Raw genomic sequence first — 26875 nt, forward strand, 5'->3', positions numbered from 1 at the left:
GCTCCAGAACACGTGGCGGCGTCAGAGCGTTCTACGCCGTTGGCGGGGCCGGGGTTCGGCCGGGGGCGGGCCGAACGAACCCGCGGCCGTCACTTCTTCCCGAGCGGCTTCCCGTCCTTGTCGATGGCACCGACGACGACGATCGTCAGCGTCTTCGGGTCGAGGTACTTCTTCGCGACCCCCTGCACGTCGGCCGGGGTCACCGACGCGACCTCCTTCTTGTACTTCTCCAGGAAGTCGAAGCCGAGGCCGTACTTCTCCGCGGCGAGGAGCTGGTCCGCGACCGACGACGTGGTCGTGAACCGGAACGGCAGGCTCCCGAGGAGGTACTTCTTGGCGTCCTCGACCTCCTCCTTGGAGGGGGCCTCGTCGCGGATCCGGTTGAACTCGCGGAGGAACCCGTGCCGCACGTCGAGGTACTTCTCGGGGAACGTGCCGATGTACCCGGTGAACGTGCCGGGCTGCGTGCCGGCCCCGCTCGCGATCGTCGCCCGGACGGTGTACGCCAGCCCCTGGCGGTCGCGGAGCGTGGCCGAGAGCCGGTCGGTGAACCCCGGGCCGGTGCCGAGGACGTTGTCCATCACCAGGAGCTTGTAATAGTCCGGGTTGTCGCGGGTGATGCCGAGCTGGCCGATGAAGACGTGGACCTGTGCCGCGGTCGGGTCGCTGATGATCTTCTCGACCACGACCGTGCCCTTCGGCGGCGCTTCGACCGCCGGCTTCCCGGCGTCCGACTTCTTCCATTCCTTGGTGAGCGCCTCGATCCTCTTGAGCATCTCATCGGCCTTGAAGTCGCCGACGAGCGCGACGGTCGTGAAGTTCGGGGCGAACGCGAGCTTGTGGAACGCCCTGCAGTCGTCGGCGGTGAGCTTCTCGACCGTCTCCCGGGTGCCGTGGCCGGGCCGCCCGTAGGGGTGCTTGCCGTACACCAGCGCCTGGAACGTCTCCGACGCGAGGCTCTGCGGCTGGGTCGCGGCGTCGTCGATGGCCGCGAGTTGCTGCTCCTTCTGGCGGGCGAACGCCTCGGCCGGGAAGCTCGGCGCCTGGAGGCACTCGAACAGAAGTCCCAATGCGAGGTCGGTGTCGGGCGTCAGCACCTTGAACGACCCGCCCGAGCCGCCGAGCGAGAGGCTGCCGCCGGTGTCCTCGATGAGCGCCGAGATCTGCTTGCCGGTGTGCTTGTCGGTCCCCTCTTCGAGCAGCCCGCCGACGAGCGCCGCGACGCCGTTCTTGTCCGCGGGCTCGCGGAGCCCCACGTCGTTGACGCTGACCGCCCCGACGACGACGGGGAGCTTGTGGTCCTCGAGGAGGATCACCGTCATGCCGTTCGGGAGCACGGTGCGCTTGGCGTCGGTCAGGGAGAACGTAGCGGGTCCGCCGGCCGGCTTGTCGGCGGCACGGGCCGCGAGCGGCTTCGCCGGCCCCGCGGCGCCGGCGCGCTTGCCGCCGCCCTTCTCTGCGTCCTTCTTCTCCGCGTCCTTCTCCTTCGGGTCGTCCTTCGGGACGCTCCACACGATGCACGCCTTCTTGCGGCCGAGGTACTCCTTGGCGACCCGCTGGACGTCGGCCTTGTTCACCTTCGCGATGCGGTCGAGGTAGTCCCCGAAGAACTTGGCCACGTCGTCGCCGTCGGGGTAGGTGCTGGTGCGGGCGACGGCGTCGGCGAGGTTGTGAACGCTCTCGCGGGAGAACACGAACCGGGCGAGGAGCTTCTTGCGGGCGCGGGCAAGTTCCTCGTCGGACACCGGCTCGGTCGCGAGCTTCTCCAGCTCGGCCAGCACCATCTCCTCGGTCTGCTTCCGGTCCTTCCCCTTGAGCAGGTCGAGGCTCACCGAGAACCAGCCCGGGTAGCGGCCGGCGTAGTTGCCGGCGTCCACCGACGACGCGACCCGCTCGTCCTCGACCAGCTTGCGGTACAGGCGCGAGGTCTTCCCGTCGGCGAGGACGTACTGCACCACGTCGAGGATCGGGTCCTCGGCGGTCCCGACCGCGACGGTGTTGAACCCCATCACCATGCGGGGCTGGTCGAACTTCGACTCGAACTCCTTGCGGGCCGGGCCGTCGCGGTCCTTGAAGTACGTCGGCACCTTCCGCTTGGGCAGGTCGCCCTTGGGGATCGCGCCGAACATCGTCTTGACCTTGGCCATCGTCTCGGCGGCGTCGAACCCGCCGGCGATGACGAGCGCGGCGTTGTTCGGATGGTACCACTTGTCGTAGTGCCGCTTGATGACCTCGGCGGTCGCCGCCTGGACGTGCTCGCGCTGGCCGATGACCGGGTGCGAGTACGGCGACTCCTTGGGCCACAGCATCGCGAGGACGGCCTTGTACTCCAGGTCGCCGGGCTGGTCCTCGTTGCCGTTCAGCTCGGAGATGACGGCCCCCTTCTCCTGCTGGAACTCGTGCTTGGCGTCGATGCGGATGTTCCGCATCCGGTCGGCCTCGATGTCCAGGGCCGACTGCCACCGGTCCGCGGCGAAGTCGAAGTGGTAGACGGTCATGTCCTCGGACGTGTACGCGTTGTTCCGCCCGCCGTTCCGCTGGGTGGCGCGGTCGATGTCGCCGGGCATCAGCTTCTCGGTGCCCTTGAACATCAGGTGCTCGAGGTAGTGCGACAGGCCGGTCTGGTCCTTCTCCTCGTCCGCGCTGCCGACCTTGTACGCGACCATCACCGACACGGTCGGCGAGCCCTTCACCGGGAGCAGGTACACCCGCAGGCCGTTTTCGAGCGTGGCGGTCTTGAGGTCCTTGAACACCGCCTGGGCGGTCTTCACGAGTTCGGCGCTCGAGACCGGCTCGGCGGCCCGGGAGATCTGGGGGGCGAGCACGAGGCAAAGCGCGATGGCGGCCCGAGACATGCGTGATCCTTTCCGTCCTGGCACAGGAGTGTGCACGTTCAGTGTATCGCGCCGGACCGGCCGGTGAGAACGCCGCGGGCGGCAGAATCGTTCAAGTCCCGGGGGCGCGGGGCCGATGACTCCTGCGCTTACCGAAACGGGCCAGTCCGCCCATACCGCCCGGAGGGGCCCGCGATGGCCACCGCCGCCGACCCCGTGCCCGCACCCGCGGGGGCCGCTTCCGCCGCGCCCGAGGTGACGCCGCGGGGGTACGTGGCCCGGCTCCGCCAACTGACCCTCTGGGTCGTCGGGGTCGGGGTCGTCGCGCGCCTGTTCCGGTACGCACTCGACGGATCGATCTGGAACGACGAGGCCGCGGTCGCGCTGAACCTCCTCCGCCGCGACTTCGAGGGGCTGACGCACGCGCTCGACGAGCGGCAGGTCGCCCCGGTGCTGTTCCTGTGGGCCGAACGGGCGGTGATGCTCCTCCTCGGGAATTCCGGGCTCGCGCTGCGGCTGGTCCCGCTGCTCTTCGGGCTGGCGGGTCTCGTCGTCTATTGGGACTTCGCGCGGAGGGCCGCGCGGCCCACCGCGGCCGCGTTCGCGATCGGCATCGTCGCCGTCGCCCGCTGGCCGGTGATGATGTCCTCGACGCTGAAGCCGTACACCGCGGACATGCTCTGCTCGACGCTGCTGATGGCCCTCGCCGTGCGGTGGCGGCAGAACCCCGAGCGAGCGTGGCCGCTCGTCGCGCTCGCGTTGGTGGTGCCGTTCTGCCTGGGACTGTCGTACCCGACCGTGTTCGTGGCGGGTGCGGTGAGCCTGTACCTGCTGCCGGCCGTATGGCAACGGCGGGACCGGCGGTCCGGGGCGCTGTTCGCGTACTACAACTTCGCGGCGCTCGCGGGGTTCGTCGCCGTGTACGCACTCGTTCTGCGCCAGGCGAGCGACCCGCCGGCGGCCGACCTCAAGGAGTTCATGCGGGACTACTGGAAGCACGGGTTCCCGCCGACCGGCCCGCTCGATTTCGTCTGGTGGGCCGTGAAGATCCACACGGGCCGGCTGATGTCGTTCCCGTGGGGCGACGGCAACGGCGGGAGCACGCTCACGACGCTCCTGTTCCTCACCGGCATCTGGGCCTGTTGGCGGTCGGGGAACCGCTCGCTGCTGGTGCTGTGCCTGACTCCGTTCGCGCTGAACTTCGCGGCCGCGGTGCTGCGGCAGTACCCCTACGGGGCCTGCACGCGGCTCTCGATGCACCTCGCCCCGGCCATCTGCCTGATGATCGGGACCGGCCTGGCGCGACTCGTCGAGGCGGTGCCCCTGCTCCGCAAGCGGCTCGCGGCCGCGACGACGGTCCTGGTCGTGTTCGCACTGTTCGGTGCCGGGGAGATGATCGCCGACGCCTGCAAACCGCACCGCGAGCAGTACGGCCGCTGGATGCAGGGGCTGTACCGTGAACTGGAACCGAAGTTGCGACCCGGCGACACGGTCGTGTACCGGTGCCCGATCCCGAACCAGCGCGAGACGTTCGACTGGTACGTCGGCCGCGTCGCGGAGCGCGCCGCTTCGATGGGACCAACAGCCGGCACCGGCCGCGTGTGGGTGATCGTCGTCACCGCGACCGCCCCGGGGTACGACCACGAGCGGGAACTCGTCGCGGGGCTCGGCGACGACTGGCGAACGGTGACCCGCACCGAGTACATGACCGTACCCGTCTCGCGTGGTCACGCCACCATCCACGGCGTCGTTCACTGCCTCGAACGCTCCGACCCGGAGTGAGGCTCAGTCGCGCACCAATCGCACGATCCCGAGCCGGCGGGCGGTCGGGTTGGCGGGCGTGATCGGCTCGCCCACGAACCGGGCCCGCGCTGTGACATCGGGGCGAAGTCCGTGTTCGCGGGCGAGCGCCGCGGCGGTCGTCTCGGGGACCGCGACGCCCTTCGAGGCGTCCCACACGAAGATTGCACCCTCCCGAAGCTTCGGCCGCGCCGCCTGGGGCGTGCCGAGAACAGCGATCGCCGACCGCGGGTGCGCGAGGCGCAGGTTCCCCGCGTCGCGGAGCGATTCGCACACGTAGCTTGCGTCGGCGGGCACGGCTCGCGCGACCTCCGCGGCGATCCGGTCGCGCTGGCGGAGTTCCCGCCCCTGTCGGAGCCAGTCGGTCGTGCCCACCGCGCCGGCCAGGATCGCAGTGGCGAAGATCCCGACCCCAACCGCGGCCCCGAGTCGCCGCGCCGCTCGGGAACTGCCGGGTGCCTCTCCGAGTCGCGACACGAGGTAGGCCGGGAGCAGAACGGCGAGCGGCGTGAACCAGTGCGGCTTGAACCGCGTGCCGCCGGCGAGGACCACGACGGCGACCGCGGCGCCCCCGGCCAGCGCCAGCGCCCGCCCGAGCACCCGCTGCGCCGGCCGCTCGCTCACGCGGCGGAAGACGTGGGGGGCGAGGCACGCGAACGCGACCAAGGTGACGCCGACCGACATGACCGCCACGTCGCCAGCCGACACCGCGAGCCGACTCAACGTGCGCTCGGGCCGGTCGGTGATCGAGTGCGTGATTCCCTCGGCGAGGTCGGCCCGGTTCGCAACCACCCAGGCGGCGTGCGGCAGAAGCACGACGAGCGCCGTGAGCCCGGCGGCCGCACCGCGGCGCGAGAGCACCCAGTTGCGGTACTCGGGTACGCTAAGCGCCGCAGCAACGAGGCCGGCGACGAACGGCAGGAACGTGTACTTGCTCAAGACGCCCAGCCCGACGAGCAGCCCGACGCACACCGCGGCCCGGCGGCTCCCGGTGCGGACGGCGTTTACGAGCGACGCGACCGCGAACGCCGCCATCGCGCAGGCCATCGGCGTGTTCGTCTTGTCGAGGACGAAGTCCCACGACACGGCGGGAACGAGCAGCGCGCCGGCGGCCGCCAGCGCGGCCCGGTGGCGCAAGCCGCCCAGCGAGCGCCCGCAGGCGTAAAGGCCGGTGTACATCAGCCCGAGCACGACGAACCGCAGGCCGAGGATTGTGGCGGTCGAGACGCCGAAGACGGCGACGGCGCACCACGCCACCCAGATGAGCAGCGGCGGCTGCGTGCCGTAGCCGAGGGCGAGGACCTGGGAGAGCGCGAGTTGCTCGGACTCGTCGAACATCAGGCTCCGCGCGACGAGCGTGCGGAGCCCGGCAACGAGCAGCAGGTACGCCCCGAGGGCGGCCGGGAACCAGTTTCCCGCGAGCGCCGCCCGTGCAGTCGAAGGCCGGACGAGGGCCGAGGTGAGTTCGCGGGCCAACCGCATGTGCGATCCCCGTGATTGAGGCACCGACCCTGCGGGCGACTCCTTCTGTATCGGTTGTTCGGGCGCGGCGGTTGAACCCAACGTCGATTTCAGCTCAAGTCGTGCGGTGTGCGAACGCGCGTTCCACCGCTTCCGCCCCCACGAGCGGAGCCTGGCAGGCGTAGTTCTCGCAGACGTACACCGTCACCGCGGCATCGAGTGCGGGCTTGTCCTTGAACAGCGGAATGTCGCCGGGTGCCGGACCGGTGGCGGGGTCGTGGGCCGCGACGACGCGGTTCGGGCCGAAGCTCGCGTGGATCGTTCCGACCGCCGTCCGGTACGCCGCTTGGGCCGCGGAACAGACGACGGCAATTTCCTGCACCGGGCCGAAGTAGAAGTCGAGCGCGATGAGCATCTGCCCGGCGGCGGCGGGGTGTTCGGCCATCGTGTCGCGGTAGCCGCGGAGGGTTTCCTCGGCCTTCGCGAGGTAGTCGCGGCGGTCGAGGAGCTTCGCGAGCCGCAGCAGCACCGTCACCGCGACCGCGTTGCCGCTCGGGGTCGAGCCGTCGTGGACGTCCTTGGTGCGGGCGATGAGCGCCTCGTGGTCGTCGGCCACGAAGAAGAAGCCCGGCCCGCTCGGGTCGGCGAAGTGCTTCAGCATCGCGTCGGCGAGTTCCGCTGCGGCGCGGAGGTACTTCATCGCGAACGTCGCCTCGTAGACCGACACCAGCGCGTCCGCGAGGCAGGCGTAGTCTTCGAGGTAACCGTTGAGTTTGGCGGTGCCGTCGGCACTCGCGCTGCGGAACAGGCGGCCGTTCGCGTCGCGCAGGTGCTTCAGGCACCAGTCCGCGGCGGTCGTCGCCGTCGCGACATGGTGGTCGTTCCCGAACGCCGCCCCCGCCTTCGCGAACGCCGAGATCATCAGCCCGTTCCACGCGGCCAGGATCTTCTCGTCGCGGCCCGGCCGCACGCGCCTCGCGCGAACGGGGATCAGCTTCCGCTTCACCTCGGCCAGCTTCTCGCGGAACGCCTCGACGGAGAGGCCCAACAGCGCGGCGTCCTGCTCGTCGCTCCGGGCGCGGAACAGGATGTTGTGCCCCTCGAAGTTGCCGCCCGTTGTGACGCCCCACACCTTCACGGCGATGTCGCCGAGATCTGCCCCCAGCACCTCCCGCAGTTCGGCCTCGGACCAGACGTAGAACTTCCCCTCCTCGCCCTCGCTGTCGGCGTCCTCGGCGCTGTAGAAGGGACCGTCGTCGCACATCATGCCGTCGTGCACGTACCCCAGGGTTTCCTCGGCGATCTGCTGGTAGAACGGGTCGCGCGTGACCTGCCACGCCTCGACATAGGCGCTGGTCAGCAGCGCGTTGTCGTAGAGCATCTTCTCGAAGTGGGGGACGAGCCACTTCGCGTCCACGCTGTACCGGGCGAACCCGCCGCCGAGCTGGTCGTTCATGCCGCCGCGGGCCATCTTCTCCAGCGTGTGCCGGACCATGTGAACGGCGGTCTTGTCCCCGAACCGCCCGGCGAGCCGCAGGAGCAGCATGAGTTCGAGGGCGTGGGGGAACTTCGGCGCGCCGCCGAACCCGCCGTGCGTCGCGTCGAAGCTCCGCCGCAGCGCGTTCAGCGCGTTCGAGAGTAGGTCTGGTGACAACGGGCTGTCACCGGCTTCGAGCGCGCTCATGCCCTTCAGGTACTGCGTGACGTTCTGGCCGACTTCGGTGACGTGCGAGCGGCGGTTCGTCCAGGCGTCGTGGATCGCGGCCAGGAGCCGCTTGAAGCTCGGCCGCTGCGGGGCGTAGCGGTCGTCGGGCGGGTAGTAGGTGCCGGCGTAGAACGGCGTCAGGTCGGGGGTGAGGAACACGCTGAGCGGCCAGCCGCCGCCCTCGCGGGTCAGCACCTGGAGCGCGTTCATGTAGATCGTGTCGAGGTCCGGCCGCTCCTCGCGGTCCACCTTCACGCACACGAACTGCGCGTTCATCACCGCCGCGGTACTTTCGTCCTCGAAGCTCTCGTGCTCCATGACGTGGCACCAGTGGCACGCCGAGTAGCCGATCGAGAGGAAGATGGGGCGATCGAGTTGCTTCGCGCGTGCCAGCGCCTCCGGCCCCCACGGGTACCAGTCCACGGGATTGCTGGCGTGCTGCTTCAGGTAGAGGCTGGTCTCGCCGGCGAGGCGGTTGGTCGGCATGGTGTCGCTCGTGGTGCGTGACGCGGGCGACAGAATTGTAGTGGGACACGCAGATGGGGAGACGGGGAGTCACGGAGCAAAGACACCCTTGGTCTTCACTCCGTGTCTCCCCGTCTCCCCGTCTCCCCCTCCGGATTACTTCGCGATTGCCTCGGCTTCGACGGGCAGCGACACGGTGCTGCCGTCGAGGTCGGTGCGGAGCTTCAGGACCGGCGACACGGCCCCGGGCTGCTTCGGGTCGAACTTCACCGTGAGGAACTGCACCTGGAGCGGGGCGCTCGCGGCCGGGAGGTCCACCGACACGCCGTCGGCCGCACCGTCCACGCCCAGGATCTTGAACGGCTTCGCGGCCCGGACCAGCACCCGCTGCGTGACCGACTGCCCCACGGGCACGCCGTCGAACCGCACCTTGTTCGGGGACAGCTCGATCGGGGCGGCGATCGTACCCGTCACCGAGATCTGCACCGTGGGGTGCGCCGGGTCCGTGGTCTTGATGGTGATCTGCTCGGAGAGCGGCCCCGGGGCCGCGGTCGGCTTCAGGGACACTTCGACCGAGTACTCGGCACCGCCCCGGAGCGGGCCGCCGCGGCTCACCTCGGCGAACTTCACCTCGAACGGCCCCTGCGGGGGGACGACCTCGGTGAGCTTCCAGTCGCGGGTGCGCCCCGAGTACTTCACCCCAACGGCCTGGCTCGTCTTGCTCCCCAGGGGCACGGTGCCGAACGCGATCGAGCCGGGGGTGAGCGTCACGTCGGTGCGGCTCGTGGCCTGCACCCGGATCGCGGCCGTGGAGACGTACTTCGGGCCGAAGGTGACGTAGAACGTCTGGGCGTTGTGGCCCACGAACTTGCCGGCGTTCATCGTGACGGTGAACTCGGCCGTCTCGTTCGGCTGGAGCGTCCTCGTCATCGGGACGTAATCGAGGCACGTGCAGCTCTTCCGCACGTCCGTGATCTGCACCGGCACGTCGTAGATGTTCGTGATGGTGAACTTCTGGACGCACAGCGTGCCGTGCGGCACCTCGCCGAAGTTGTGGGTGATGACCGCGGGCGGAACCTGCTCGCGGTTCGTCGCGATGTCCGGGAGGAAGAACTTGTTGGCCCACGGGGGGCCGGACTGTGCGGGTTGTGCCGAGCCCGCAGCCGGTGCCGCGGGGGGCGATTCGGCGGGGTGCGCGGCCGCCCCGAGCGAGATGCCGAAACCGCCCGCCGCCGCCAGCCAGAACGACCGTCGCATCCGTTGCCTCCTGCGGGTCCGATGTGGGGCGTCCGCCCCGGGTGTCCGTGCGACACATCGTACATCGGCCGGCGGGCCCGCCCCGGATGGCACACTCTCGGCCCCCGGGGCGGTCAACGGGCGGGGACGCGCGGCGCACCTCGCACCGCCCGCCCCACTGGCCCATCCCCTACTTCCCCCACTTCGACCTGATGAACGCGGCCCCGCGGGTGTACACGTCCTCGGGGCTCGGGAATAGGTCCCGCCACACCTTCGTCGCGGCCGCCAGGTCCGGCAGCGCCCGGCCGAACGCCTCGATCGTCAGCCACCCGTCGTACTTGATCTCCTTGAGCGCCTTGAACGCCTCGTCCCAGTGGACCTGCCCGGTGCCCGGGGTGCCGCGGTCGTTCTCGCTGATGTGGACGTGCGCCACGACCGGGGCGACCGTGCGGATCGCGCTGGCCTGGTCCTTCTCCTCGATGTGCGCGTGGAACGTGTCGTACATCGTGCGGAAGTTCGGGTGGTCCACCATCTTCACCAACTCGACGGCGGCCTTGGCCGTTGTGAGCAGGTAGCACTCGAACCGGTTCAGGTACTCGATCGCGAGCATCAGGTTGGCCTGCTTCGCGAACTCGGCGGCCTGGCGCAGGACGTCGGCCGAGCGCTTCTTCTCGTCGTCGGTGGGGCCGGCCCCGGTGAACTCGCCGATCGCCGAGTGGTACGGCCCGCACAGCGTCTCGCACCCGAGCACGTGGTTGATCTCGATGACGTTCTTGAGCCACTCGACCGCCTTCTGGCGGACCGCGGCGTCCGGGCTCACCGCGTTCGTGTCCTTCGTCAGAATCGTCACCGCGGTGCACTTCAGCCCCTGCTTGTCGAGTTCGGCCCGGATCGGCTTGTACTCGGCCGGGGTGCCGCCGAAGATCGGCAACTCGACCCCGTCGAACCCGGCCGCCTTGAGCTTGCCGAGGAGCGGGAAGTGCTCGGCGGTCACCCCGCCGGTCCACAGCAACAGATTCATCCCGAGCTTCATGGAGAGTCCCCTTGGCGAGCGGCGGGCGCAGCCCGCGGTGGTGGAGTCGGAACCGTGGCGGCATTGTCCGGCCCGCGCCGCGCCGCGGCAACGGAGAGTACGAAAATCGAGCGTGGAGCAATCGTCGGTGGGCCGCGGCGGGATCAGGACCGTGCAGGGCAAGGAGGTCCCGAAGGAGTGACACCGAGCGTCACCGCGACCGCATCAGGTCCAACAACTTGTTGGCGCACGCGGCCGCGAACGCCGGGTCGTTGATGTGCAGGTCGAGTTCCACCAACTCGACGTTCGGGGCGATCCAGTTCCGCACGCTCTGGACCAGAGCCGCGTCCGCTTCCGGCCACCAGAACGGCTGCCCCGCGGCGTCGAGGGCCGACACCCCCAAGAGCGGCAGGACCACCGCCGCGGGGCCGCCCGATGCACTCGCCTTCTGCGTCAACTCCAGGCCCAGGCGGTCCATCTCTTCGGGCGTCGTGCGCATCAGCGTGACCGTCGGGTTGTGCTGGTGGAAGCGGCGGCCCTTGAACTTCTCGGGCACCGTGTCGGCAGGCCCGAAGTTCACCATGTCCAGCGCGCCGACCGAGATCACCTGCGGTACCCCCTTGAGGCTCGCGGCCGTGAGGCGGTCGGGGCCGGCCGTCAGAACGCCCCCGACGAGTTCGTCGGCGAGTTCCGTCGTCGTGATGTCGAGCACACCCGCAACGAGGCCGTCGCGGATCAGCCCCTCCATCGTCCGGCCGCCGGTGCCGGTTGCGTGGAACACCAGCACCTCGTACCCCGCGGCTTCAAGCTGGGCACGAGCGGCTTCGACGCACGGCGTCGTGACCCCGAACATCGTGGCGGCGATCACGGGCTTGTCGCTGCCGCTACTCCGGTCGCTGACGCTCCCGGCTCGCCGGGCGAGTACCATTCCCGCCATCGCAGCGGCGGCGTTGTCGAGGACGGTGCGGCTGACGCGGTTCAACCCGGCGATGTCCACGACCGAGTGCATCATCATCACGTCGCGGGTGCCGACGTAGTGCTGCACCTGGCCCGACGCGAGCGTGCTCACCATCAACTTCGGGACGCCCACGGGAACCGCCCGCATCGCCGCGGTGCCGATGGTCGTGCCGGCCGAGCCGCCGAGAGCCAGCACCCCCGTCAGCTTCCCTTCGGCGTGCAACCGCGCCGCGAGTTTCGCGGCCCCGGCGGCCGCGAGCGCGACCGCCCGGCCCCGGTCCCCGGCCGCCTTCACCGTGGCCGCGCTCGTCCCCGCGAGTTGGAACACCTGCTCGCGCGAAACGTCCGGCGCGACCGTCGGCGGGGCCACGACGCCGGCGTCGGCGAGCGTGACCGCGACCCCGGCCGCCCGGAGGCGGTCGCGCACGTACGCGAACTCGGCCCCCTTGGTGTCGAGGGTTCCGATGAGTAACACAGACATGCCACGCCCCCGGTTCGCCCGGTTTGCGACTGCTCGGCCCGGGACCGCGTGTTATGTTACTGGCTCTTCCGCCGGCGTCGCTCGTGGGGGGTACGCATGAGTCCCGTCGTGAAACGGATCGCGGTCAACGGCACCCTCGCCGCAATCTTCCTCGCGGTCCTCGGCTACTTCATTGCAAACATCGCCGTCATGTTCCTACCGGCCGCGGTGCCCGGCACGGAGGACGTCGCCCCGCCGGACGACGACCTCGCTGCCACGATGAAGGTCCGCCTGCCGCTCACCCTCGCGGTCTGGGGGTTCGGGTTCGTCGCCGTCGGGGAGTTGATCCTGTGGGCCGTGCGCGGCAACCGCCCCCCCGCAGTCGGCGCAACTCAGGCCGAGCTGGACGCGAACGAGCGGATCATTCAGGAATTGCTGGCGAAGGCCGACGCGGAGGAGCGCGCGAAGACCGGCGACGGCGCAAAGCGGTCGGGCCACCGCGACCTCGGCGGCGAGAGCCGCGAAGTGGTCATCCTCCCGGACGAGCCGAAGCCGGCGGACCCGTCGAAGGCCCCGTGACGCCGCGGGCCGCACCAGAACCACTCTCCCCCGGGTCGCCATGTTCTCGCGTAGTGACATCCTGGCTCGCTTCCGTGCCCAGGTCGCCGAAGGCCGGCCGATCATCGGCGGCGGGGCCGGAACCGGCATCTCCGCGAAGTGCGCCGAGATGGGCGGCATCGACCTCATCATCATCTACAACTCGGGCCGGTTCCGCATGGCCGGCCGCGGGTCGCTCGCCGGGCTGATGCCCTACGGCGACGCGAACCAGATCGTCATGGACATGGCCCGCGAGGTGCTGCCGGTCGTCGAGAGGACGCCGGTGCTCGCGGGCGTGTGCGGGACCGACCCGTTCCGCGTGATGAAGCGGTTCCTGCTCGACGTGCGCGACGCCGGATTCAGCGGCGTGCAGAACTTCCCCACCGTCGGCCTCATCGACGGCACCCTGCGGGTCGGCCTCGAAGAGACGGGGATGGGCTTCGCCAAGGAAGTCGAGATGATCGCGCTGGCCCGCGAGATGGACCTGCTGACGTGCCCCTACGTGTTCACGCCCGAAGAAGCGACCCAGATGGCAAAGGCCGGGGCCGACGTCCTGATCCCGCACATGGGGCTGACGACGAAGGGCAGCATCGGGGCGAAGTCGGCGGTGTCTCTCGAAGACGCCGCGAAGCGGGTGCAGGAACTGGCCGACGCCGCGAGGGCCGTGCGGCCCGACGTCCTGGTCCTGTGCCACGGCGGGCCGATCTCCGAGCCCGCCGACGTCCGGTACGTGCTCGACCACACGACGGGCATCGTCGGGTTCTTCGGCGCGTCGAGCATCGAGCGGCTCCCGACCGAGGTCGCCATCACGAACTGCGTCAAGCAGTTCAAGGCGCTCGGCGTCTAGCGGCTCTTCGCCGGGTCGGCGTCGGTCGAGGCCACAATGTCGAACACCTGCGTGCCGCCGGTGAACTCGACCACCAGTTCCGCGTTGTTGCCCGAGTACCCCGCGGGCACGTACCGCGGCTCCCGTGACGCCCCGGCCCCCTTGACGCGCGGGTGCGGGGGCGGCGTCGCCGACGAGAGCGAGATCCGGAGCGGGCCGACCGGCGGGTTGTCGATCCGGTACTTTCCCGTCGTGTCCGACACGCCGCTGTAGTCCTTGCCGTCGCTCCCGTGGGCCACGATCATGACGTCCCGCGCCGGCTGCCCCGCGACCGTGACGTTCCCCACCAGCGCGTGCGTCCCGTTGGCCGACCGCTGGACCCCGCACCCCGCCGCCAGAACCCCGCCGAACACGATCAGACCCGTTGCGACCCGCCGCTGCATGGTGACCCCTCTGAGGTGACGTGAGACGAACCGCGGCCCGGTCCGGACCGGGCCGCACGCGGGCGGGGTCAGTTCCAGTCGTTCGTAAGGACCATGCCGTCGTTGGGCATCACGGCGGTCCAGAAGGTCAGGATGTTGGTGCTCTGGTTCACCCCGCGGACGCTCCCGTCGGCCATGGCGAGTTGCACCGTGGCCGGGTGCGACGAGTTCGCGCCCCAGCGGGTGCCGGTCGTCCCCGAGACGTTCGGTTGGATGCTCTGCGAGTTGAACCACCACTGCGACGTGCTCCAGTATGCCGGGTACGAGGTCCGGTAGTAGCCCATCGACTGATACATGCCGAACGCGGCCGAGTTGTACTTGTCCTCGCTGTTCCACTCGTGCGGCTTGTCGCGGGCGCACAGGACCGAGCCCTCGGTAATCATCTTCCGCTCGGCGAACGCGACCGTGTTCGAGGTGCCGTCGGTGATGCCGGTGATGGTCATCTGAGGCGCGTCCACGTCGGTCACCGTGAACCAGGCGTACTTCGCGACCAGGAGCGAGTTGACCGCGTAAGAACTGCCGGCCCACCCGTTCGCGCCGACCCCGGTCCCCACCGTGCTGTCGGCGGGGCACAGGAACGTCTTGACCACCACGCCCTTGTTCACCGTGACGTCGCCGGCGGCGACGTGCGCCTTGAACAGCGGCTCCTGTTCGAGGTACGGGAGCAGCGCCGTCATCGCGCTCCCCTGTCCGTTCCCGGTTGCGCCCGCGGTCAGCGAGTACCGGAGCGGGGGCAACTTGTCGCCGTTGACCCCGGCGTAGTTGTGCAGCCCGAGGGCGAGCTGCTTGAGGTTGTTGGCGCACTGCGTGCGTGCCGCGGCCTCGCGCACCTTCTGCACGGCCGGGAGCAACAGGCCGATCAGGACCGCAATGATCGCGATCACGACGAGCAGTTCGATGAGGGTGAACGCGCGGGCGCGCCGCCCCGAACGGGTTGTGCTGGTCACGTGGGTCTCTCACGGAAATGGAAGGATTAAGCCCGAAGCCCGACAGAAGGGGAGAGGCCGTCAGAAAGGGCTTCGAGGAGAGAACTGTGAGTTGGACACCGGACCCGAAGTTTTTTCAGCGCGGTGGGGGAACGCGGGACCGGAACTCGTTCGCGGCGGCCCCGTTGATCGTGGTAAGTTGCGGCATCTGCTCCAGAACCTTCAGGTCGCCCCGGTCCCGCTTCAACGTGAACCGGAGCTCCCGGAGCTTCGAGCCGATCAACGGCTCCAGGGTGGCGATCGGGCACCCGTCGCACCGGAGCAGGCGGACCCGCGGCATCGTCCGCACGGGCGACAGGTCGGTCACCGCACAGTTGTTGACCGCCACGACGTCGAGCGGCATTCCTTCGAGGGGGGCGAGGTCGCGGACCGCGGTGTCGCCGCTCTGGAACATGGTCAGGCTCATCCCCGCAGCGGGCGAAACGTCGGTGAGGCCCGGGTTCTGCCAGACGTTCAAGGTCGTCAGCGGGAGCCCGCGGATCGGCGACAGGTCGGTCAGCTTCCCCTTCCCCGGGGTGCTCCCGACCACCGTGAGGTGCCTGAGGCCGGCGAACGCCCGGACCGGGCCGATGTCGGAAACCTCGTCGGTGAGGATGCCGAACTCCGTCACCTTTCCGTCCGACAGGCCGAGGCGCGACACCTCCCCGTCGAACCCCGGGTTCAGTTCGACGAGTTTCGCAACGACCGCCGCCGCGTGCCGGTTCGGCGCGAGCGCGTGGACCGCACGGACCCAGGCATCGTCGGGCGGGCCCGCCGGAAGACCGTCGGTGTCGGCGGGGGCGCGCGACTCGGTCCGGGGCAGCGCCGCCCACACGCTCGCCAGCCCGGCCGCCACCAGCGCCGTGCCGATCGCCGCGCGAACGCCCCGGCCCCGTCGCTCCCGTGCGGACCGCTGTGATCGCACGGCGTTGGTCGGACCCGGCACCGCAACGACCGGCCCGGTCGGGTGCGCGAGCGCCGCCAGGGCCGCCGCCACCTCACGGGCCGAACCCGGGCGCGCCGCCGGGTCGGTCGCGAGGAGGCGGTGGACGAGATCCGCCAGTTCCGGCGGCGCGCCCGGGGCCAGGGTGCCAACGGGAACGGGGTCGGGGTACGTCGGCACGCTGAGGCGGCCCGGTCGCGGGAACGGCAACCGGCCGGTCAGGAGTTCGTACAGCACGACCCCGAGGCTGAAGAGGTCGGCGCGGGCGTCCAGGTCGCGGCCCGTGGCCTGCTCGGGGGCCATGTAGGCGGGGGTGCCCAGCACCACCTGCGACCGGCCCGCGTCCTCCTCGCCCGCCGGCTGCGCCAGCCCGAAGTCGAGGATCTTCACCCGCCCGACGGCCGCGAGCGGGGGCCGCTGGTCGGAGTCCGCGTCGGCCCACCCGGGGGGCGATTCGAGCCACAGGTTTCCGGGCTTGATGTCCCGGTGGACCACGCTACGGGCGTGCGCCGCGGCGAGCCCCTCGGCGGCCTGGGTGCCGAGCCGCGCGACCCGGTCCGGGGCCATCACCCCGTCCCGGCGGACCCAGTCCGCGAGCGTCTCGCCCTCCAACCGCTCCATCGCGAGGAACGGCACCGACTCGCCCCGCGGCCCGACCGCGTCGCCCACCTGGAACACCGTCACCACGTTGTCGTGCTTGAGCGCCGCCATCGCGCGGGCCTCCCGCAGGAACCCGTCGCGGGCGCGGGTGTGCCGCGCGAGCCGGGGGCGGAGCACCTTGATCGCGACTTGGCGGCGGAGGGCGTCGTCGTCGGCCAGGTAGACGAGCCCCATCCCGCCCGCCCCGAGCAGGCGGACGATCCGGTACCCGACGACCCTGACCGATTCGGCCCCCGGCACGGGGTCGGGGGGCGCGCCGTCCGGGCCGACCGAGGCGTCGCCGGACACGCTGAGGTCGAACCCGGCCGGCGTGAACTGACGGGCCATGTCCTCCAACCGCGCGACCATCTGCCCCAGGCCCGGATCGGAGGCCGGGACCGGTTCGGGGGCCGGCGCGGCGCGCAGCAGGCCGGTGAGGCGGTCGTCCACGGCCAGCCCGTCGAGCGCCTGCTGGCACGCACCGCACTCCCCGAGGTGCGCTTCGAGGACAGCGGCGCGGTCCTCGTCGAGCCGGCCCCGGAGCATCGCCTCGTACTCGGCCCGGGCCGGGCAGGGGTTCGTGGGGTTCATGGGTGGGCTCAATCGGTGACGAGGTCCGCGAGCGCCTTCTGAAGGGAGGCCGTGACCCGGAGCTTCGCCTTGTACACCGCGGCGACGGACAGCCCCTCCTCGGCGGCGACCTCGGCCACCGGCCGGCCCTCGACGACGTGCTTCCAGAACGCGCGCCAGGTGGAGTCGTGGAAGTTGCCCCGCAGCGTGGGGACGACGTGCTTGAGCATGTACGCCCGGAACTCGGCCTCGTCCAGTTCGGGCTCGGGCGGTGCGGGGGCCGCGACGTCGTTCGGGTCGCGGCCCGGGTCCAGGGGCAGGACGGCCCTGCGGCGCCGCTCGACCCACCGCCGCCGGGTGACCGTCCAGAGCCACCCGCGGAACCGCTTGTGCGAGTCGTAGTCGAACTCGGGGAGCTTCTGGACGAGGACCGCGAACACGTCCTGGACGAGGTCCACCGCGTCGTCGTGCTGGAGCCCCATGTGCCGCGCCCACCCGTGGAGGACCGGCGAGTAGGTGCGGACGAACCGCGTCCAGGCCTCGACGTCGCCGAGGTGCCGGACCCGCACCAGCAGACTTGCGGACGTGGTGTCCATGCGGAACGTGAGGGGTTACGGGACGAGTCGGGCGAACTCGCGCCGGTTCCGGGGTCGCGTCACGGTCGGAGAGGACTCAGACGATTCGCCAGCCGTCAATCCAACCGATCCTAGCGGTGGGTCCCGGGTTCGTCAACCGAACGGCCCGCGGCGCCCGGGCCTTTCAAGGGCCCACAGGGTGGTCCGCTGGCCCCGCGAGCGGGGTTCGTTGACCGCTCGCGGGGCGAGCGGACCACTCTCAGGATCCCGGCACGTGAAACGCTGGGCGGCCTGGGTCAGTACCGCAGGATGAAGTCGAGCGTGACGCGGTACTGGAACATGTTCCGCGGGCCGGCGAGCGGGAACTCGAAGGCGGCACCCAGTTGGGCGCTCTCGGTGATCTTGTACCGCGCACCGAACGCCCCGGTGAGCAGCCCCGAGTTCTTCGCCTGGCCGCCGAGGTTGAACAGGTCGCGGCCCTCGTTGCCCGTCGGCAGGCCGGTGCCGTTGTTCGTGTAGTACAGCCAGTTCAGTTCCACCAACGGGTAGAACTTGTGCTTGTTCATCACGTCCATGTCGAGGTGGGCGGACAGGTAGTAGTAGTCGCTCCGCACACTGTCGGTCGAGTACGAGTACCCGGTGCCGATCAACGTATTGAAGCCGCCGAACTTGAAGTCGCGGCCGAAGTTCTGCCCGTAGGTCACGTACGGCACGATCGACAGGTTCCCGGTGTTCTGGTACACGCTGCTCGACCCGATCGGTACCTGGAACTGCAACCCGCCGGCGAGCAGCGTGCCCGTGTCCTCGTTCCGGATGAACGTGTACTTCGGCCCGAGCCACAACTCGGCGAACCCGGTCCCGCCGTCGTAGAGCGACGCGCTCCCGGGCGACAGGGTGATCCCCGCGAGCTTGTTGAACGTGAACGACAGCCGGTCGGTGACCGCGAGCCGGGCCTGCACGCCGTAGTAGTACGCGCTGCCGCCCTGGAAGTCCGGCTGGTTGCCCGGGATCTTCTGGTACATGAAGATCGGCCGCAACTCGGTCAGCGCCCGCGGGTCCTCGAACAGCAGCGGGTTCGTGACGGGGGAGATGAACCCGTCGAAGGCGTGGTCGCTCTTGAACCACTCGGTGCAACTGCCGAGCGCTTCGCCGATCTTGTCGCCGAACTTGCCCGACGAGCGCTCGGGGTGGTCGTCCGGACCGCCGGCCCCGACGGGTCGCGCTTCCGAGTCGCGGTCCACGGCGGGGGCGGGACGCCGCCGGGGCGAACGCTGGGTGAGCAGGTCGTTGACCGCGTCGTCGGCGTCCGTTGAGGCGTAGGACGTTCGCGACGCCGGCTCGACGCGATGGGCCGAAACCGGCGTGCCCGCCGTGACCGGAGCACCGAGTGCGGCTCGCCGACCCGATGGGGCGGCCGGGCTCGTCGCCGATGCCGGCACAACGGGTGGCGTGGTTCGCTGCGGGGCCGGCGCGGCCCACGGGGCATCGGCCTGGGAATCGCGGTCCGCCGGGCCGACGGGGGAGCCCATCACGGGCGGACCGAGTACATTCGGGGGGCGGTCCGCGGGCGGCCTGACGACGGTGCCGAGCGGCGGTTCGGGGGGCAGGTTCGGGTCGTAGTCGGGTTGCGCCTGCGGCGGCCCGCCCACCGGCGCGAGCGGACCGGGCTGCGCGGCGGCAGGGCTCACCGAGCCGGTGACGACCGCCGCCAGAAGCACCCAGGCCGAGCGCCGCATCCCGTGTCCTCCTTAACTCCACCCACCGACCCGGCGTCCGTGCCAGGTTCACCAGTTCGCCCACCTTCACGCGGGAGATCCGGTTATCCCTTCCATCGACCCTCGGGCACCCGCGGGTTCACGGTCTTCTCGAAGAAAACACACCCGAACCGGAATCGTGCCGGGTATAACCGATGCCACATCACGCGGAGTTCATCAATGAGAAAGCGGACACTCGGGACCGGGGCCGCCCTGGTCGTCGCGGCGGTTCTGGGGGGCGGGCTCGCGCTCGGCTGGTGGGGCGGCGGCCACGAGACCGTCACCGAGGCCGCGGCCGCCCGGCTGCCCGACGCCGTCCCCGACTTCTTCCGCCGCGGCGGCAAGCACCTGGCCCACTTCGCCGTCGATCCGGACCGCTGGAAGAACCGCGAGATGAACTTCCTCCGCCGGGCCGAGGAGGGCAACCACTTCCTCGACATCGAGGACCTCGACGGCAAGGAGCTCCCGGCCACGAACCGCTTCGATGCGATGAAACTGGTCTACACCGATCTGAAGAAGGACCCACACAAGACCGGCCTGCTCCCCTACGCGATCATGGAGAACTACGAGAAACTGGCCGTCGGGTTCTACGACTACCGCAAGTCGCCCGAGAACGCGGCGGTCCCGATGAAGTGCCTCGTCCACGGCGGCACACTCGCCCATTACACCGGCGACGCGGCCATGCCGCTCCACACCACCCGCGACTACGACGGCCGCGTCCAGGCCGACGGCACGGTGAAGCAGAAGGGCATCCACGCGAAGCTCGACGCCTTCCCCGAGAAGTTCGGGATCCGGCCCGAGGAGGTGTCGCGGGGGCTCGAAGCCAAGAAGCTCGACGACCCGTGGGCGCACGTCATGAAGTTCATCGCCGAGTCGCACACCCACATCCCCAAGTGCTACGAGTTCGACGCGGCCGGCGCGTTCGAGAAGCCGACCGACGAGAGCCGGGCGTTCGTCCTGGCCCGCGTCCGGGCCGGGGCGCAGCTCACCCTCGACCTGTGGTACACCGCCTGGCTCCGCAGCGAGAAACTGCCGGGGCACTGGTGATGCGTTGTGCGGGCCTACAATGGGTGTGAGCGGAGAACTGGCCCGCTCGCCCGTTGACCCAGCGCTCCCACCATGACGAACAACGCGGTAGTCGGCATCGACCTCGGCACCACCTACAGCCTCGCGGCGTTCGTCGAGGACGGCCGCCCGCGGGTCGTGCGCGACGCGGCCGGTGCGGCGCTCGTGCCGAGTTGCCTCAGCTTCCACGACGACGGCACCGTCCTCGTCGGCTCGGCCGCGAAGGCCCGCGCCCTGTCCGACCCCGAGCACACCATCTTCAGCGTGAAGCGGCTCATGGGCCGCACCCTCGCGGACCTCGAACGCGAACTGACGATGATCCCGCACCAGATCGTCGAGCGCGAGACCGACGGGAAGCGGAAGGTGCTGCGCGTCAGGATCGCGGGCCGCGAGTACACGCCCGAGGAACTCTCGGCGATGATCCTCAAGGAGGTCCGCACGCGGGCCGGCAACCCGACCAAGGCGGTCATCACCGTCCCGGCGTACTTCGACGACTCCCAGCGCCAGGCGACCCGCGACGCCGGCCGCATCGCCGGACTGGACGTGCTGCGGATCGTCAACGAGCCGACGGCCGCGGCACTCGCCTACGGCCTCGACCGGCGGAGTGCCGGCACGGTCGCGGTCTACGACCTCGGCGGCGGCACCTTCGACTGCTCGATCCTCGCGCTGTCGGACGGCGTCTTCAAGGTGCTCGCGACCAACGGCGACACGTTCCTCGGCGGCGACGACTTCGACCGGGCCATCATGCAGGTCGTCGCGAGTGAGATGGGCGTCGATCTCGCGGCGCGCGACGCCGAGCTGCTCCAGCACCTCCGCGACGCCGCCGAGCGCACCAAGATCGCACTTACGACCTCCGACGGCGCCGAGTTCGTGGTGAACCTCCCTGGTGCGACGCCGCGCAGCTTCAGCCGCACGTTCACGCGGGCCGAGTTCGAGGCGCTGATCACGCCGCTCGTGGACCGCAGCATCGATCGGTGCCGCTCGGCGCTCCGCGACGCGGGCCTCAAGCCGGGCGACGTTGACGAGGTCGTGCTCGTCGGCGGGTCGAGCCGCATCCCGTTCGTTCGCGCGCGGGTCGCCGAGTTCTTCGGCCGCACCCCGCACACCGACCTGAACCCGGACGAGGTCGTCGCGCTCGGCGCGGCCGTGCAGGCCGACATCCTCACGAGCGGCCGCCGTGACATGCTGCTGCTCGACGTGGTGCCGCTGTCGCTCGGCATCGAGACGCTCGGCGGCGTCGTGGACAAGGTGATCCACCGCAACAGCACCGTGCCGGCCCGCAAGACGACGCGGTACACGACCGGGGCCGACAACCAGACCGCGATCCTGCTCAACATCTACCAGGGCGAGCGCGAACTGACGAAGGACTGCCGGTTCCTCGGCACGTTCAAGCTCGGCGGCATCCCGCCGATGCCGTCGCAGTTCGCCCAGGTGGACGTGACGTTCCTCGTGAACCAGGACGGCATGCTCACGGTGTCGGCGAAGGAACTGCGGAGCGGCGCGGCGGCGACGGTGACGATCCAGCCGGCTCACGGGCTCACGCCCACCGAGGTCGATCAGCTCGTCACCGAGAGCATCGAGAACGCCGAGGCCGACTTCACCGAGCGGCGGTTGGTCGAGCTGCGAAACAAGGCCGCCGGCGACATGCGGCACACCGAGAAGGCGCTCGCGTCGGCCGGCGACCGGCTCACCCCCGAGCAGCGCGCGGCGATCGCCGCAGCGACCGACGAGTTGACGCGCGCCGCGGCCGGAACCGACCTCGCGGCGCTCCAGCACGCGATCGACGCCTTCGCCGGCGCGACGAACCCGCTCGCCCACCTGCTCATGAACGCGGTGCTGAAGCAGGCGCTCGGCGGAGCGAACCCCGAGACCCTCGACGCAACGAAACTGTGACACGCGTCGCGGTTGGTGGCGTTCGATTTTGGTGGCACAGGCCTCCGGCCTGTGATTGCGTGCACAGGCCGGAGGCCTGTGCCACCGGACCAGATCCGACCGAGAACGAGGAACAGGCGATGACGTGGTACGACGCACGCGAGATCGGCGAGGCACTGTTCGACCAGTTCGACACCATTAACCCGCTGACCGTCCGGTTCACGGACCTGCACAAGCACGTCCTGAACCTGGAGGGGTTCACCGGCACGCCGACCGACTCGAACGAGAAGCTCCTCGAAGCGATCCAGATGGCGTGGTACGAGGAGTGGAAGGACGAGTACGGCGGCAAGTGACACCGGCGTGTCACGGAGCGGCCGGGCGCGACGCCCGCACCCACCGGCGGTAGCCGAACCGGAGCGCGAGCGCGACCGGCACCAGGATGGCGACCCAAAGCGAGATCCCGACGGCGAACAGCACGACGCCCTGGCCGAACGTGACGAGTGCCTCCCACGACTCGGTGAACGTGTCGCTGATGCGGTTCCCGAACGTCGGGGCGGTCGGCGGCTTGTAGTCCTTCACCTCGCGGAGCGTGAGGTTGATCGTCGCCAGCGTCGTCATGCTCGCGAGGTAGTTGAGCCGCCCCTGCACCCGCTCGACCTCGCCCCGCACCTGGGCGATGCGGTCGCTGACCTTGATGATGTCGTCGAGCTTCTCCTCTTTGCGCTTCTCCTTCAGCAGTTCGTTGAGCTTGTCCTCCTGCTCCTTCAGGTTCTTGATCCGCGCCTGGACGTCCACGAACTCCTCGGTCACGTCCTGCGAATCGACGGCGTTCCGCTCCGGGGTGCCGAGCGCCAGGAGCCCGTCGCGGGCCGGCTGAAACCCGCCCACCGGGATGCGGAGCGAGAACGTCGCGCTCCGCCGCTTGCCCGAATCCTCCCGCACCTCGGACTTCGCGACGTACCCCTTCTGGGCGGCGACGAGCTTCTCGACCTGCGGCAGCGCCTCGTCCAGGTTCGAGACGACGAGGTCGATGGTTCCGGTGTAGATGATCTTCCGCTCGGCCGGGGGAACGGCGGCCTTCACGGCCACATCAGCCGGGACCTGGCCCGGTGGGGCGGCCTGTCCCGCGTCCTTTGGGTCCGCTCGAAACCCGGCGGTGTCGCGACTCTGAGGTGCTCCGCCGCCGCAGCCCGCGAGGGGGGCCAGAGCGAGGGCAGCGGCACACGTTGCGAGGAGAGCGCGCATCGGGATCACTCCTGCCGGAACCGGCGTCGGACGGGTGGCCCCGCCGCGTGTCGCGACGCGGGGCTACCAAGGAGGAGTGAGCTGCGGGCGAACTTATTCCGCGGGAAGTGGAGTTTCGCGTGCCGAGTCGGTCGCGTCACGCGGGCCGCCACGGAGGGCGGCCCGTACAAACCAAAGGCGTTCGGGCGTTCGCGCCTCACCCCGCGGTCTCGGGGCCGGTCTCCTTCGGCACCGCGGACGGGATGCGGTTGTAGAGGGCCGTCAGGTCGCGGAGGCGGTCGATCACGTCCGGCCGGAACTGGTCCACCCGGAACCGCCACCGCCAGTTCCCCTCCGCGATCCCCGGCTTGTTCATACGGGCCTCGTTCCCCAGGCTCAACACGTCCTGGAGCGGCGCGACGGCCAGCGCCGAGACCGACGCCCACCCCAGCCGGATCAGCTCCCACGCGGGGTCGCCGATGTAGTGCCCGAGCGTCAGCCCGAGGTACCGCTTGTTCTCCTCGTTCAGGCCCCCGAACCACCCGTTCACCGTCTCGTTGTCGTGCGTGCCGGTGTAGCACGCGCTGTTCGGGACGAAGTTGTGCGGCCAGTGGAGGTCGTACGGGCCGTTGAGCGCGAACTGGAGCACCCGCATCCCCGGCAGCCCGAGGCCGTCGCGGAGCGCGACCACGTCGGGCGTGATCAGGCCGAGGTCCTCGGCGATCAGCGGGAGCCCCTTCAGGACGGCGCGGAGCTTCGTGAACAGCTTCATCCCGGGGCCGTCCACCCACTTCCCCTTCCGGGCCGTCTTCTCGCTCGCGGGGATGTGCCAGGCCTGCGCGAACCCGCGGAAGTGGTCGAGGCGGATCAGGTCGACCTGCTTGAGCTGCCGGACGATCCGGGCGACCCACCAGGCGTACCTGGACTTCTCCATGCGGTCCCAGTCGTAGAGCGGGTTGCCCCAATGCTGGCCGTCGGCCGCGAAGTAGTCGGGCGGCACCCCGGCCACGACGGTCGGCTTCAGTTCGGCGTCGAGCAGGAACTCGCCCGCGTTGGCCCACACGTCGGCCGAGTCGCCGGCGACGAAGATGGGCGCGTCGCCGATGATCTTGATGCCGCGCTCGGCGGCGAACGCCCGGAGCTGTGACCACTGGCGGTCGAAGAGGAACTGGCCGAACTTGTGCATTTGCACGGCGTCGGCGTTCTCCTTCGCCGCGGCCGCGAGTGCGGCGGCCTTGCGGTGAAGGAGGTCCTTGGGCCAGTCGGGGAGCGCGAGGCCGCCGAGCGCGTCGCGGATCGCGGTGTACAGCGCGAAGTCGTTGAGCCACGCCGCCTCGGCCGCGGCGTACTCGGCGAACGCGGCCTTGAGGTGGGCCCCCTTCCCCGCCTTGTAGTTGTTCCAAACCTCGTGCAGCAGCGCCGTCTTGAACGGGTTCACGAGGCCGAAATCGACCTCGTGGTCGGGGAACCGCTTGCCGGCCCAGAACGACGCCTCGACGAGCCCGTCGCGCTCCAGCATCTCCGGGCTCAGGAGCTTGATCGCCCCGGCGAACGCCGAGAACGACTGGTACGGCGAGTCGCCCGCCCCGGTCGGCCCGAGCGGGAGGATCTGCCACCACGACTGCTTCATCGCCGCAAGGGTCTCGACCCAGCGGTACGCGACCGGACCCAGGTCGCCGACGCCGAACGGCCCCGGCAGGCTGGTCGGGTGCAGAAGGATGCCGGAGGTTCGCGGGACGGTCGGCGTGGACATGAGCGGCTCTCGTGACGGCGGGTCGGCTCCCATTGGGAGTATCGGCCGTCGCGGGAAATGCCAGTGGAATCGGTCACGTCGCCGCGAGGGCCGCGATGACCGCACCGAGGCCGCCGTCACCGGTCAGTTCCCGCACCGGGAGCATCCCGAGGTAGCGCCGGCGGGCCTCGTTCACCACCGTCAACGCCATCGGATCGCCGCCCGTTAGACGCGCGTGAGCGTGGGCGACCACGGCGCTCCGTAGCGTGTTGGCCTGCACGCGGATCGTGTGCGGCACCCACCGGCCCGGGTGCAGGTGCAGGTAGCGGCCGTCGGCCGGGCCGAGCCGCACCGTCCACTGCGAGCCGTCGGTGACCGTGAGCATCGAGAACTCGCCCTGCGCTTGCAGGAACGCGGCGAGCGGCTCGAACGCGAACCGGCCCGCGGCCCGCAACTGCGCCGCGACCTGCTCGCCGATCTCCGCGGGCGTCAGCGCGCCGGTGTAGAGGTCCATGAGCCGCGAACCGACCACCGCCATCTCGGGCACGAGCGCCTCAACACCCGCACTGCCCCCCGCAACGGCACGCTCGATCCGCCAGCGGATCCAACCGGCGTGGTGCTTCCAGGTGTTGAGCAGAACGGGGTGTCCGGGGTCGTCCACAGCAGTGTCCTCGGGCCCGGGAGCCTCCAAGAAAAACGCCCGGGGAGCCCCGGGCGTGAAGAGTGTCGACCGCCGCAAGTTTACGAAGCGCTGTTGCAAGTCCTGTTCTTGCGAACAGAACCCTCTTATGCAAAGGGGTTGCGTGTAAGCCTCGTTGGTGGGTCAGCGGTCAACGATTGAGGGACGCCGCGGTCGGCGTGCGGGTTCGCGAATTCTGGACAAACGCGCATGCGGCCCCGATACTGGCGGCGCACCATCCCCGAACGTGAGGACTCTCCATGCGACCGCTCGCCGCCTCGGTTCTCCTGTCCGCCGCCCTCGCGGCGGTGCTGACTTCGCCCCCGGTCTGTGCCGAGATCCCCAAGCCCGAGAAGTTCGACGAGACCGGGTTCGTCGCGATCTTCGACGGCAAGACGCTTGACGGGTGGAAGGTCTCGGCGAAGACCGGCCACAGCGGCAAGAGCAAGAACAAGAGTGGCGGGAAGTGGGTCGTCGAGAGCGGCGCGATCGTCGGCAGCCAGGACGAGCCGGGCAACGGCGGCATCGTCATCACCGAGAAGCAGTACGGCGACTTCGAGGTCGCGCTGGAGATGAACAACGACGACGGCCCGGACAGCGGCCTGTTCCTCCGCAGCACCGACACCGGCAAGTGCTACCAGGCGATGATCGACTACCATAAGGGCGGCAATCCCCGCTTCACAAGTTGGTAGTCTGGTCCTCGACTTCAGCACCTCTCCTCCGCTCCCCTCCCCGGCTCAGATCTCGGAGCGCCCCGTTTAAGGGCTCTGGCGCGCGCTCTGTTGCGCGATCCCGCCCGGGGTGAGGGTTTACCCCCTCGGGCGTGATCGGCGCTCCTGGGGCCATTTCTGCGCGAAAGTTCCACCAGTCTCATTCACAGTTTCAGAGCCCCCCGGCGGCCCCTTCGCGCTGCGGGCAGGGGAGCGCGGTTGCTGAGCGCGTGAGCAGCGCCCCCGACCCGCGCGGGTGGTGTTGACCGTCGGAAGGACGAAGGGGGGGCTTCCCGCATCCCCGGCGCACAC

The 26875-nt window shown here is 70.1% G+C and carries 21 protein-coding genes; 7 read left to right on the plus strand and 14 right to left on the minus strand.

What is annotated here, in order from left to right:
• Nucleotides 1–89: 89 nt before the first annotated feature.
• The gene (locus ACTIGN_RS03660; RefSeq protein WP_439621419.1) at nucleotides 90–2855 is read right to left on the minus strand and encodes a M16 family metallopeptidase; all 2766 of its coding nucleotides are present in this window, start codon (nucleotides 2853–2855) and stop codon (nucleotides 90–92) included.
• Between the two features lie 174 nt (nucleotides 2856–3029).
• Between ACTIGN_RS03660 and ACTIGN_RS03665 the strand changes: the two genes are divergently transcribed.
• Nucleotides 3030–4616 carry a glycosyltransferase family 39 protein gene (locus ACTIGN_RS03665; protein ID WP_439621421.1) on the plus strand — a complete coding sequence of 529 codons (1587 nt, stop codon included), beginning with the start codon at nucleotides 3030–3032 and terminating at the stop codon, nucleotides 4614–4616.
• Between the two features lie 3 nt (nucleotides 4617–4619).
• On the opposite strand, the gene ACTIGN_RS03670 is transcribed toward ACTIGN_RS03665, so the two are convergent.
• From ACTIGN_RS03670 to ACTIGN_RS03690, 5 genes are all read right to left on the minus strand, one after another.
• Nucleotides 4620–6116 (minus strand): glycosyltransferase family 39 protein, encoded by a 1497-nt coding sequence (locus tag ACTIGN_RS03670; RefSeq protein ID WP_439621423.1) that lies wholly within the window; start codon nucleotides 6114–6116, stop codon nucleotides 4620–4622.
• A 94-nt stretch (nucleotides 6117–6210) separates the two neighbouring features.
• Complete coding sequence (locus ACTIGN_RS03675; RefSeq protein WP_439621425.1) at nucleotides 6211–8286, minus strand: thioredoxin domain-containing protein; 2076 nt, start codon at nucleotides 8284–8286, stop codon at nucleotides 6211–6213.
• Nucleotides 8287–8421: 135 nt separating this feature from the next.
• Nucleotides 8422–9522, minus strand: a complete 1101-nt coding sequence (locus ACTIGN_RS03680; protein WP_439621427.1) for a DUF1573 domain-containing protein — start codon at nucleotides 9520–9522, stop codon at nucleotides 8422–8424.
• Nucleotides 9523–9691: 169 nt separating this feature from the next.
• Entirely contained in the window at nucleotides 9692–10522 is an 831-nt protein-coding gene (locus tag ACTIGN_RS03685) for a sugar phosphate isomerase/epimerase family protein (RefSeq protein ID WP_439621429.1), read from the minus strand.
• Nucleotides 10523–10724: 202 nt separating this feature from the next.
• Nucleotides 10725–11951 carry a Tm-1-like ATP-binding domain-containing protein gene (locus ACTIGN_RS03690; RefSeq protein ID WP_439621431.1) on the minus strand — a complete coding sequence of 409 codons (1227 nt, stop codon included), beginning with the start codon at nucleotides 11949–11951 and terminating at the stop codon, nucleotides 10725–10727.
• 96 nt (nucleotides 11952–12047) lie between these two features.
• Here ACTIGN_RS03690 and ACTIGN_RS03695 point away from each other — a divergent pair, with 96 nt between their 5' ends.
• The gene (locus ACTIGN_RS03695) at nucleotides 12048–12509 is read left to right on the plus strand and encodes a hypothetical protein (protein ID WP_439621433.1); all 462 of its coding nucleotides are present in this window, start codon (nucleotides 12048–12050) and stop codon (nucleotides 12507–12509) included.
• Nucleotides 12510–12549: 40 nt separating this feature from the next.
• On the plus strand, nucleotides 12550–13374 hold the full coding sequence (locus ACTIGN_RS03700) for a phosphoenolpyruvate hydrolase family protein (protein ID WP_439621435.1): 825 nt from the start codon (nucleotides 12550–12552) through the stop codon (nucleotides 13372–13374).
• On the opposite strand, the gene ACTIGN_RS03705 is transcribed toward ACTIGN_RS03700, so the two are convergent.
• The 5 genes from ACTIGN_RS03705 to ACTIGN_RS03725 form a co-directional block, all read right to left on the minus strand.
• Nucleotides 13371–13796 carry a hypothetical protein gene (locus ACTIGN_RS03705; protein WP_439621437.1) on the minus strand — a complete coding sequence of 142 codons (426 nt, stop codon included), beginning with the start codon at nucleotides 13794–13796 and terminating at the stop codon, nucleotides 13371–13373. The genes ACTIGN_RS03700 and ACTIGN_RS03705 overlap by 4 nt on opposite strands.
• 68 nt (nucleotides 13797–13864) lie before the next feature.
• Nucleotides 13865–14782 carry a DUF1559 family PulG-like putative transporter gene (locus tag ACTIGN_RS03710; protein ID WP_439621439.1) on the minus strand — a complete coding sequence of 306 codons (918 nt, stop codon included), beginning with the start codon at nucleotides 14780–14782 and terminating at the stop codon, nucleotides 13865–13867.
• 115 nt (nucleotides 14783–14897) lie between these two features.
• Complete coding sequence (locus ACTIGN_RS03715; protein WP_439621441.1) at nucleotides 14898–16973, minus strand: protein kinase domain-containing protein; 2076 nt, start codon at nucleotides 16971–16973, stop codon at nucleotides 14898–14900.
• An 8-nt stretch (nucleotides 16974–16981) separates the two neighbouring features.
• Entirely contained in the window at nucleotides 16982–17548 is a 567-nt protein-coding gene (locus tag ACTIGN_RS03720; protein WP_439621443.1) for an RNA polymerase sigma factor, read from the minus strand.
• 275 nt (nucleotides 17549–17823) lie between these two features.
• Nucleotides 17824–19263, minus strand: coding sequence for a hypothetical protein (locus tag ACTIGN_RS03725; protein WP_439621445.1), 1440 nt, complete (start codon nucleotides 19261–19263; stop codon nucleotides 17824–17826).
• A 198-nt stretch (nucleotides 19264–19461) separates the two neighbouring features.
• On the opposite strand from ACTIGN_RS03725, the gene ACTIGN_RS03730 reads away from it, so the two are divergent.
• The 3 genes from ACTIGN_RS03730 (at nucleotide 19462) to iscX (ending at nucleotide 22571) form a co-directional block, all read left to right on the plus strand.
• Nucleotides 19462–20328 carry a hypothetical protein gene (locus tag ACTIGN_RS03730; protein WP_439621446.1) on the plus strand — a complete coding sequence of 289 codons (867 nt, stop codon included), beginning with the start codon at nucleotides 19462–19464 and terminating at the stop codon, nucleotides 20326–20328.
• 72 nt (nucleotides 20329–20400) lie between these two features.
• On the plus strand, nucleotides 20401–22239 hold the full coding sequence (gene dnaK, locus ACTIGN_RS03735) for a molecular chaperone DnaK (protein WP_439621448.1): 1839 nt from the start codon (nucleotides 20401–20403) through the stop codon (nucleotides 22237–22239).
• Between the two features lie 119 nt (nucleotides 22240–22358).
• Nucleotides 22359–22571, plus strand: coding sequence for a Fe-S cluster assembly protein IscX (iscX, locus tag ACTIGN_RS03740; RefSeq protein WP_439621449.1), 213 nt, complete (start codon nucleotides 22359–22361; stop codon nucleotides 22569–22571).
• A 10-nt stretch (nucleotides 22572–22581) separates the two neighbouring features.
• On the opposite strand, the gene ACTIGN_RS03745 is transcribed toward iscX, so the two are convergent.
• The 3 genes from ACTIGN_RS03745 to ACTIGN_RS03755 form a co-directional block, all read right to left on the minus strand.
• Nucleotides 22582–23301, minus strand: coding sequence for a DUF4349 domain-containing protein (locus ACTIGN_RS03745; protein WP_439621451.1), 720 nt, complete (start codon nucleotides 23299–23301; stop codon nucleotides 22582–22584).
• A 358-nt stretch (nucleotides 23302–23659) separates the two neighbouring features.
• Nucleotides 23660–25195 (minus strand): 4-alpha-glucanotransferase, encoded by a 1536-nt coding sequence (malQ, locus tag ACTIGN_RS03750; protein WP_439621453.1) that lies wholly within the window; start codon nucleotides 25193–25195, stop codon nucleotides 23660–23662.
• Nucleotides 25196–25268: 73 nt separating this feature from the next.
• A complete protein-coding gene (locus ACTIGN_RS03755) occupies nucleotides 25269–25835 on the minus strand; it encodes a hypothetical protein (protein WP_439621455.1) in 567 nt (188 codons plus the stop codon).
• Between the two features lie 278 nt (nucleotides 25836–26113).
• On the opposite strand from ACTIGN_RS03755, the gene ACTIGN_RS03760 reads away from it, so the two are divergent.
• Nucleotides 26114–26545 carry a 3-keto-disaccharide hydrolase gene (locus ACTIGN_RS03760; RefSeq protein ID WP_439621457.1) on the plus strand — a complete coding sequence of 144 codons (432 nt, stop codon included), beginning with the start codon at nucleotides 26114–26116 and terminating at the stop codon, nucleotides 26543–26545.
• Nucleotides 26546–26875 lie beyond the last annotated feature (330 nt).

This window comes from Gemmata sp., assembly GCF_051859125.1.
GTDB lineage: Bacteria > Planctomycetota > Planctomycetia > Gemmatales > Gemmataceae > Gemmata.

What these genes read in the sequence shown, in the direction of transcription:
- ACTIGN_RS03660 (WP_439621419.1), bottom strand. Translation starts at nt 2,855, where the DNA reads ATGTCTCGGGCCGCCATCGCGCTTTGCCTCGTGCTCGCCCCCCAGATC.
- ACTIGN_RS03695 (WP_439621433.1), top strand. Translation starts at nt 12,048, where the DNA reads ATGAGTCCCGTCGTGAAACGGATCGCGGTCAACGGCACCCTCGCCGCA.
- ACTIGN_RS03700 (WP_439621435.1), top strand. Translation starts at nt 12,550, where the DNA reads ATGTTCTCGCGTAGTGACATCCTGGCTCGCTTCCGTGCCCAGGTCGCC.
- ACTIGN_RS03720 (WP_439621443.1), bottom strand. Translation starts at nt 17,548, where the DNA reads ATGGACACCACGTCCGCAAGTCTGCTGGTGCGGGTCCGGCACCTCGGC.
- ACTIGN_RS03665 (WP_439621421.1), top strand. Translation starts at nt 3,030, where the DNA reads ATGGCCACCGCCGCCGACCCCGTGCCCGCACCCGCGGGGGCCGCTTCC.
- ACTIGN_RS03715 (WP_439621441.1), bottom strand. Translation starts at nt 16,973, where the DNA reads ATGAACCCCACGAACCCCTGCCCGGCCCGGGCCGAGTACGAGGCGATG.
- ACTIGN_RS03760 (WP_439621457.1), top strand. Translation starts at nt 26,114, where the DNA reads ATGCGACCGCTCGCCGCCTCGGTTCTCCTGTCCGCCGCCCTCGCGGCG.
- ACTIGN_RS03680 (WP_439621427.1), bottom strand. Translation starts at nt 9,522, where the DNA reads ATGCGACGGTCGTTCTGGCTGGCGGCGGCGGGCGGTTTCGGCATCTCG.
- ACTIGN_RS03675 (WP_439621425.1), bottom strand. Translation starts at nt 8,286, where the DNA reads ATGCCGACCAACCGCCTCGCCGGCGAGACCAGCCTCTACCTGAAGCAG.
- ACTIGN_RS03730 (WP_439621446.1), top strand. Translation starts at nt 19,462, where the DNA reads ATGAGAAAGCGGACACTCGGGACCGGGGCCGCCCTGGTCGTCGCGGCG.
- ACTIGN_RS03725 (WP_439621445.1), bottom strand. Translation starts at nt 19,263, where the DNA reads ATGCGGCGCTCGGCCTGGGTGCTTCTGGCGGCGGTCGTCACCGGCTCG.
- ACTIGN_RS03670 (WP_439621423.1), bottom strand. Translation starts at nt 6,116, where the DNA reads ATGCGGTTGGCCCGCGAACTCACCTCGGCCCTCGTCCGGCCTTCGACT.
- ACTIGN_RS03705 (WP_439621437.1), bottom strand. Translation starts at nt 13,796, where the DNA reads ATGCAGCGGCGGGTCGCAACGGGTCTGATCGTGTTCGGCGGGGTTCTG.
- malQ (WP_439621453.1), bottom strand. Translation starts at nt 25,195, where the DNA reads ATGTCCACGCCGACCGTCCCGCGAACCTCCGGCATCCTTCTGCACCCG.
- ACTIGN_RS03685 (WP_439621429.1), bottom strand. Translation starts at nt 10,522, where the DNA reads ATGAATCTGTTGCTGTGGACCGGCGGGGTGACCGCCGAGCACTTCCCG.
- dnaK (WP_439621448.1), top strand. Translation starts at nt 20,401, where the DNA reads ATGACGAACAACGCGGTAGTCGGCATCGACCTCGGCACCACCTACAGC.
- iscX (WP_439621449.1), top strand. Translation starts at nt 22,359, where the DNA reads ATGACGTGGTACGACGCACGCGAGATCGGCGAGGCACTGTTCGACCAG.
- ACTIGN_RS03690 (WP_439621431.1), bottom strand. Translation starts at nt 11,951, where the DNA reads ATGTCTGTGTTACTCATCGGAACCCTCGACACCAAGGGGGCCGAGTTC.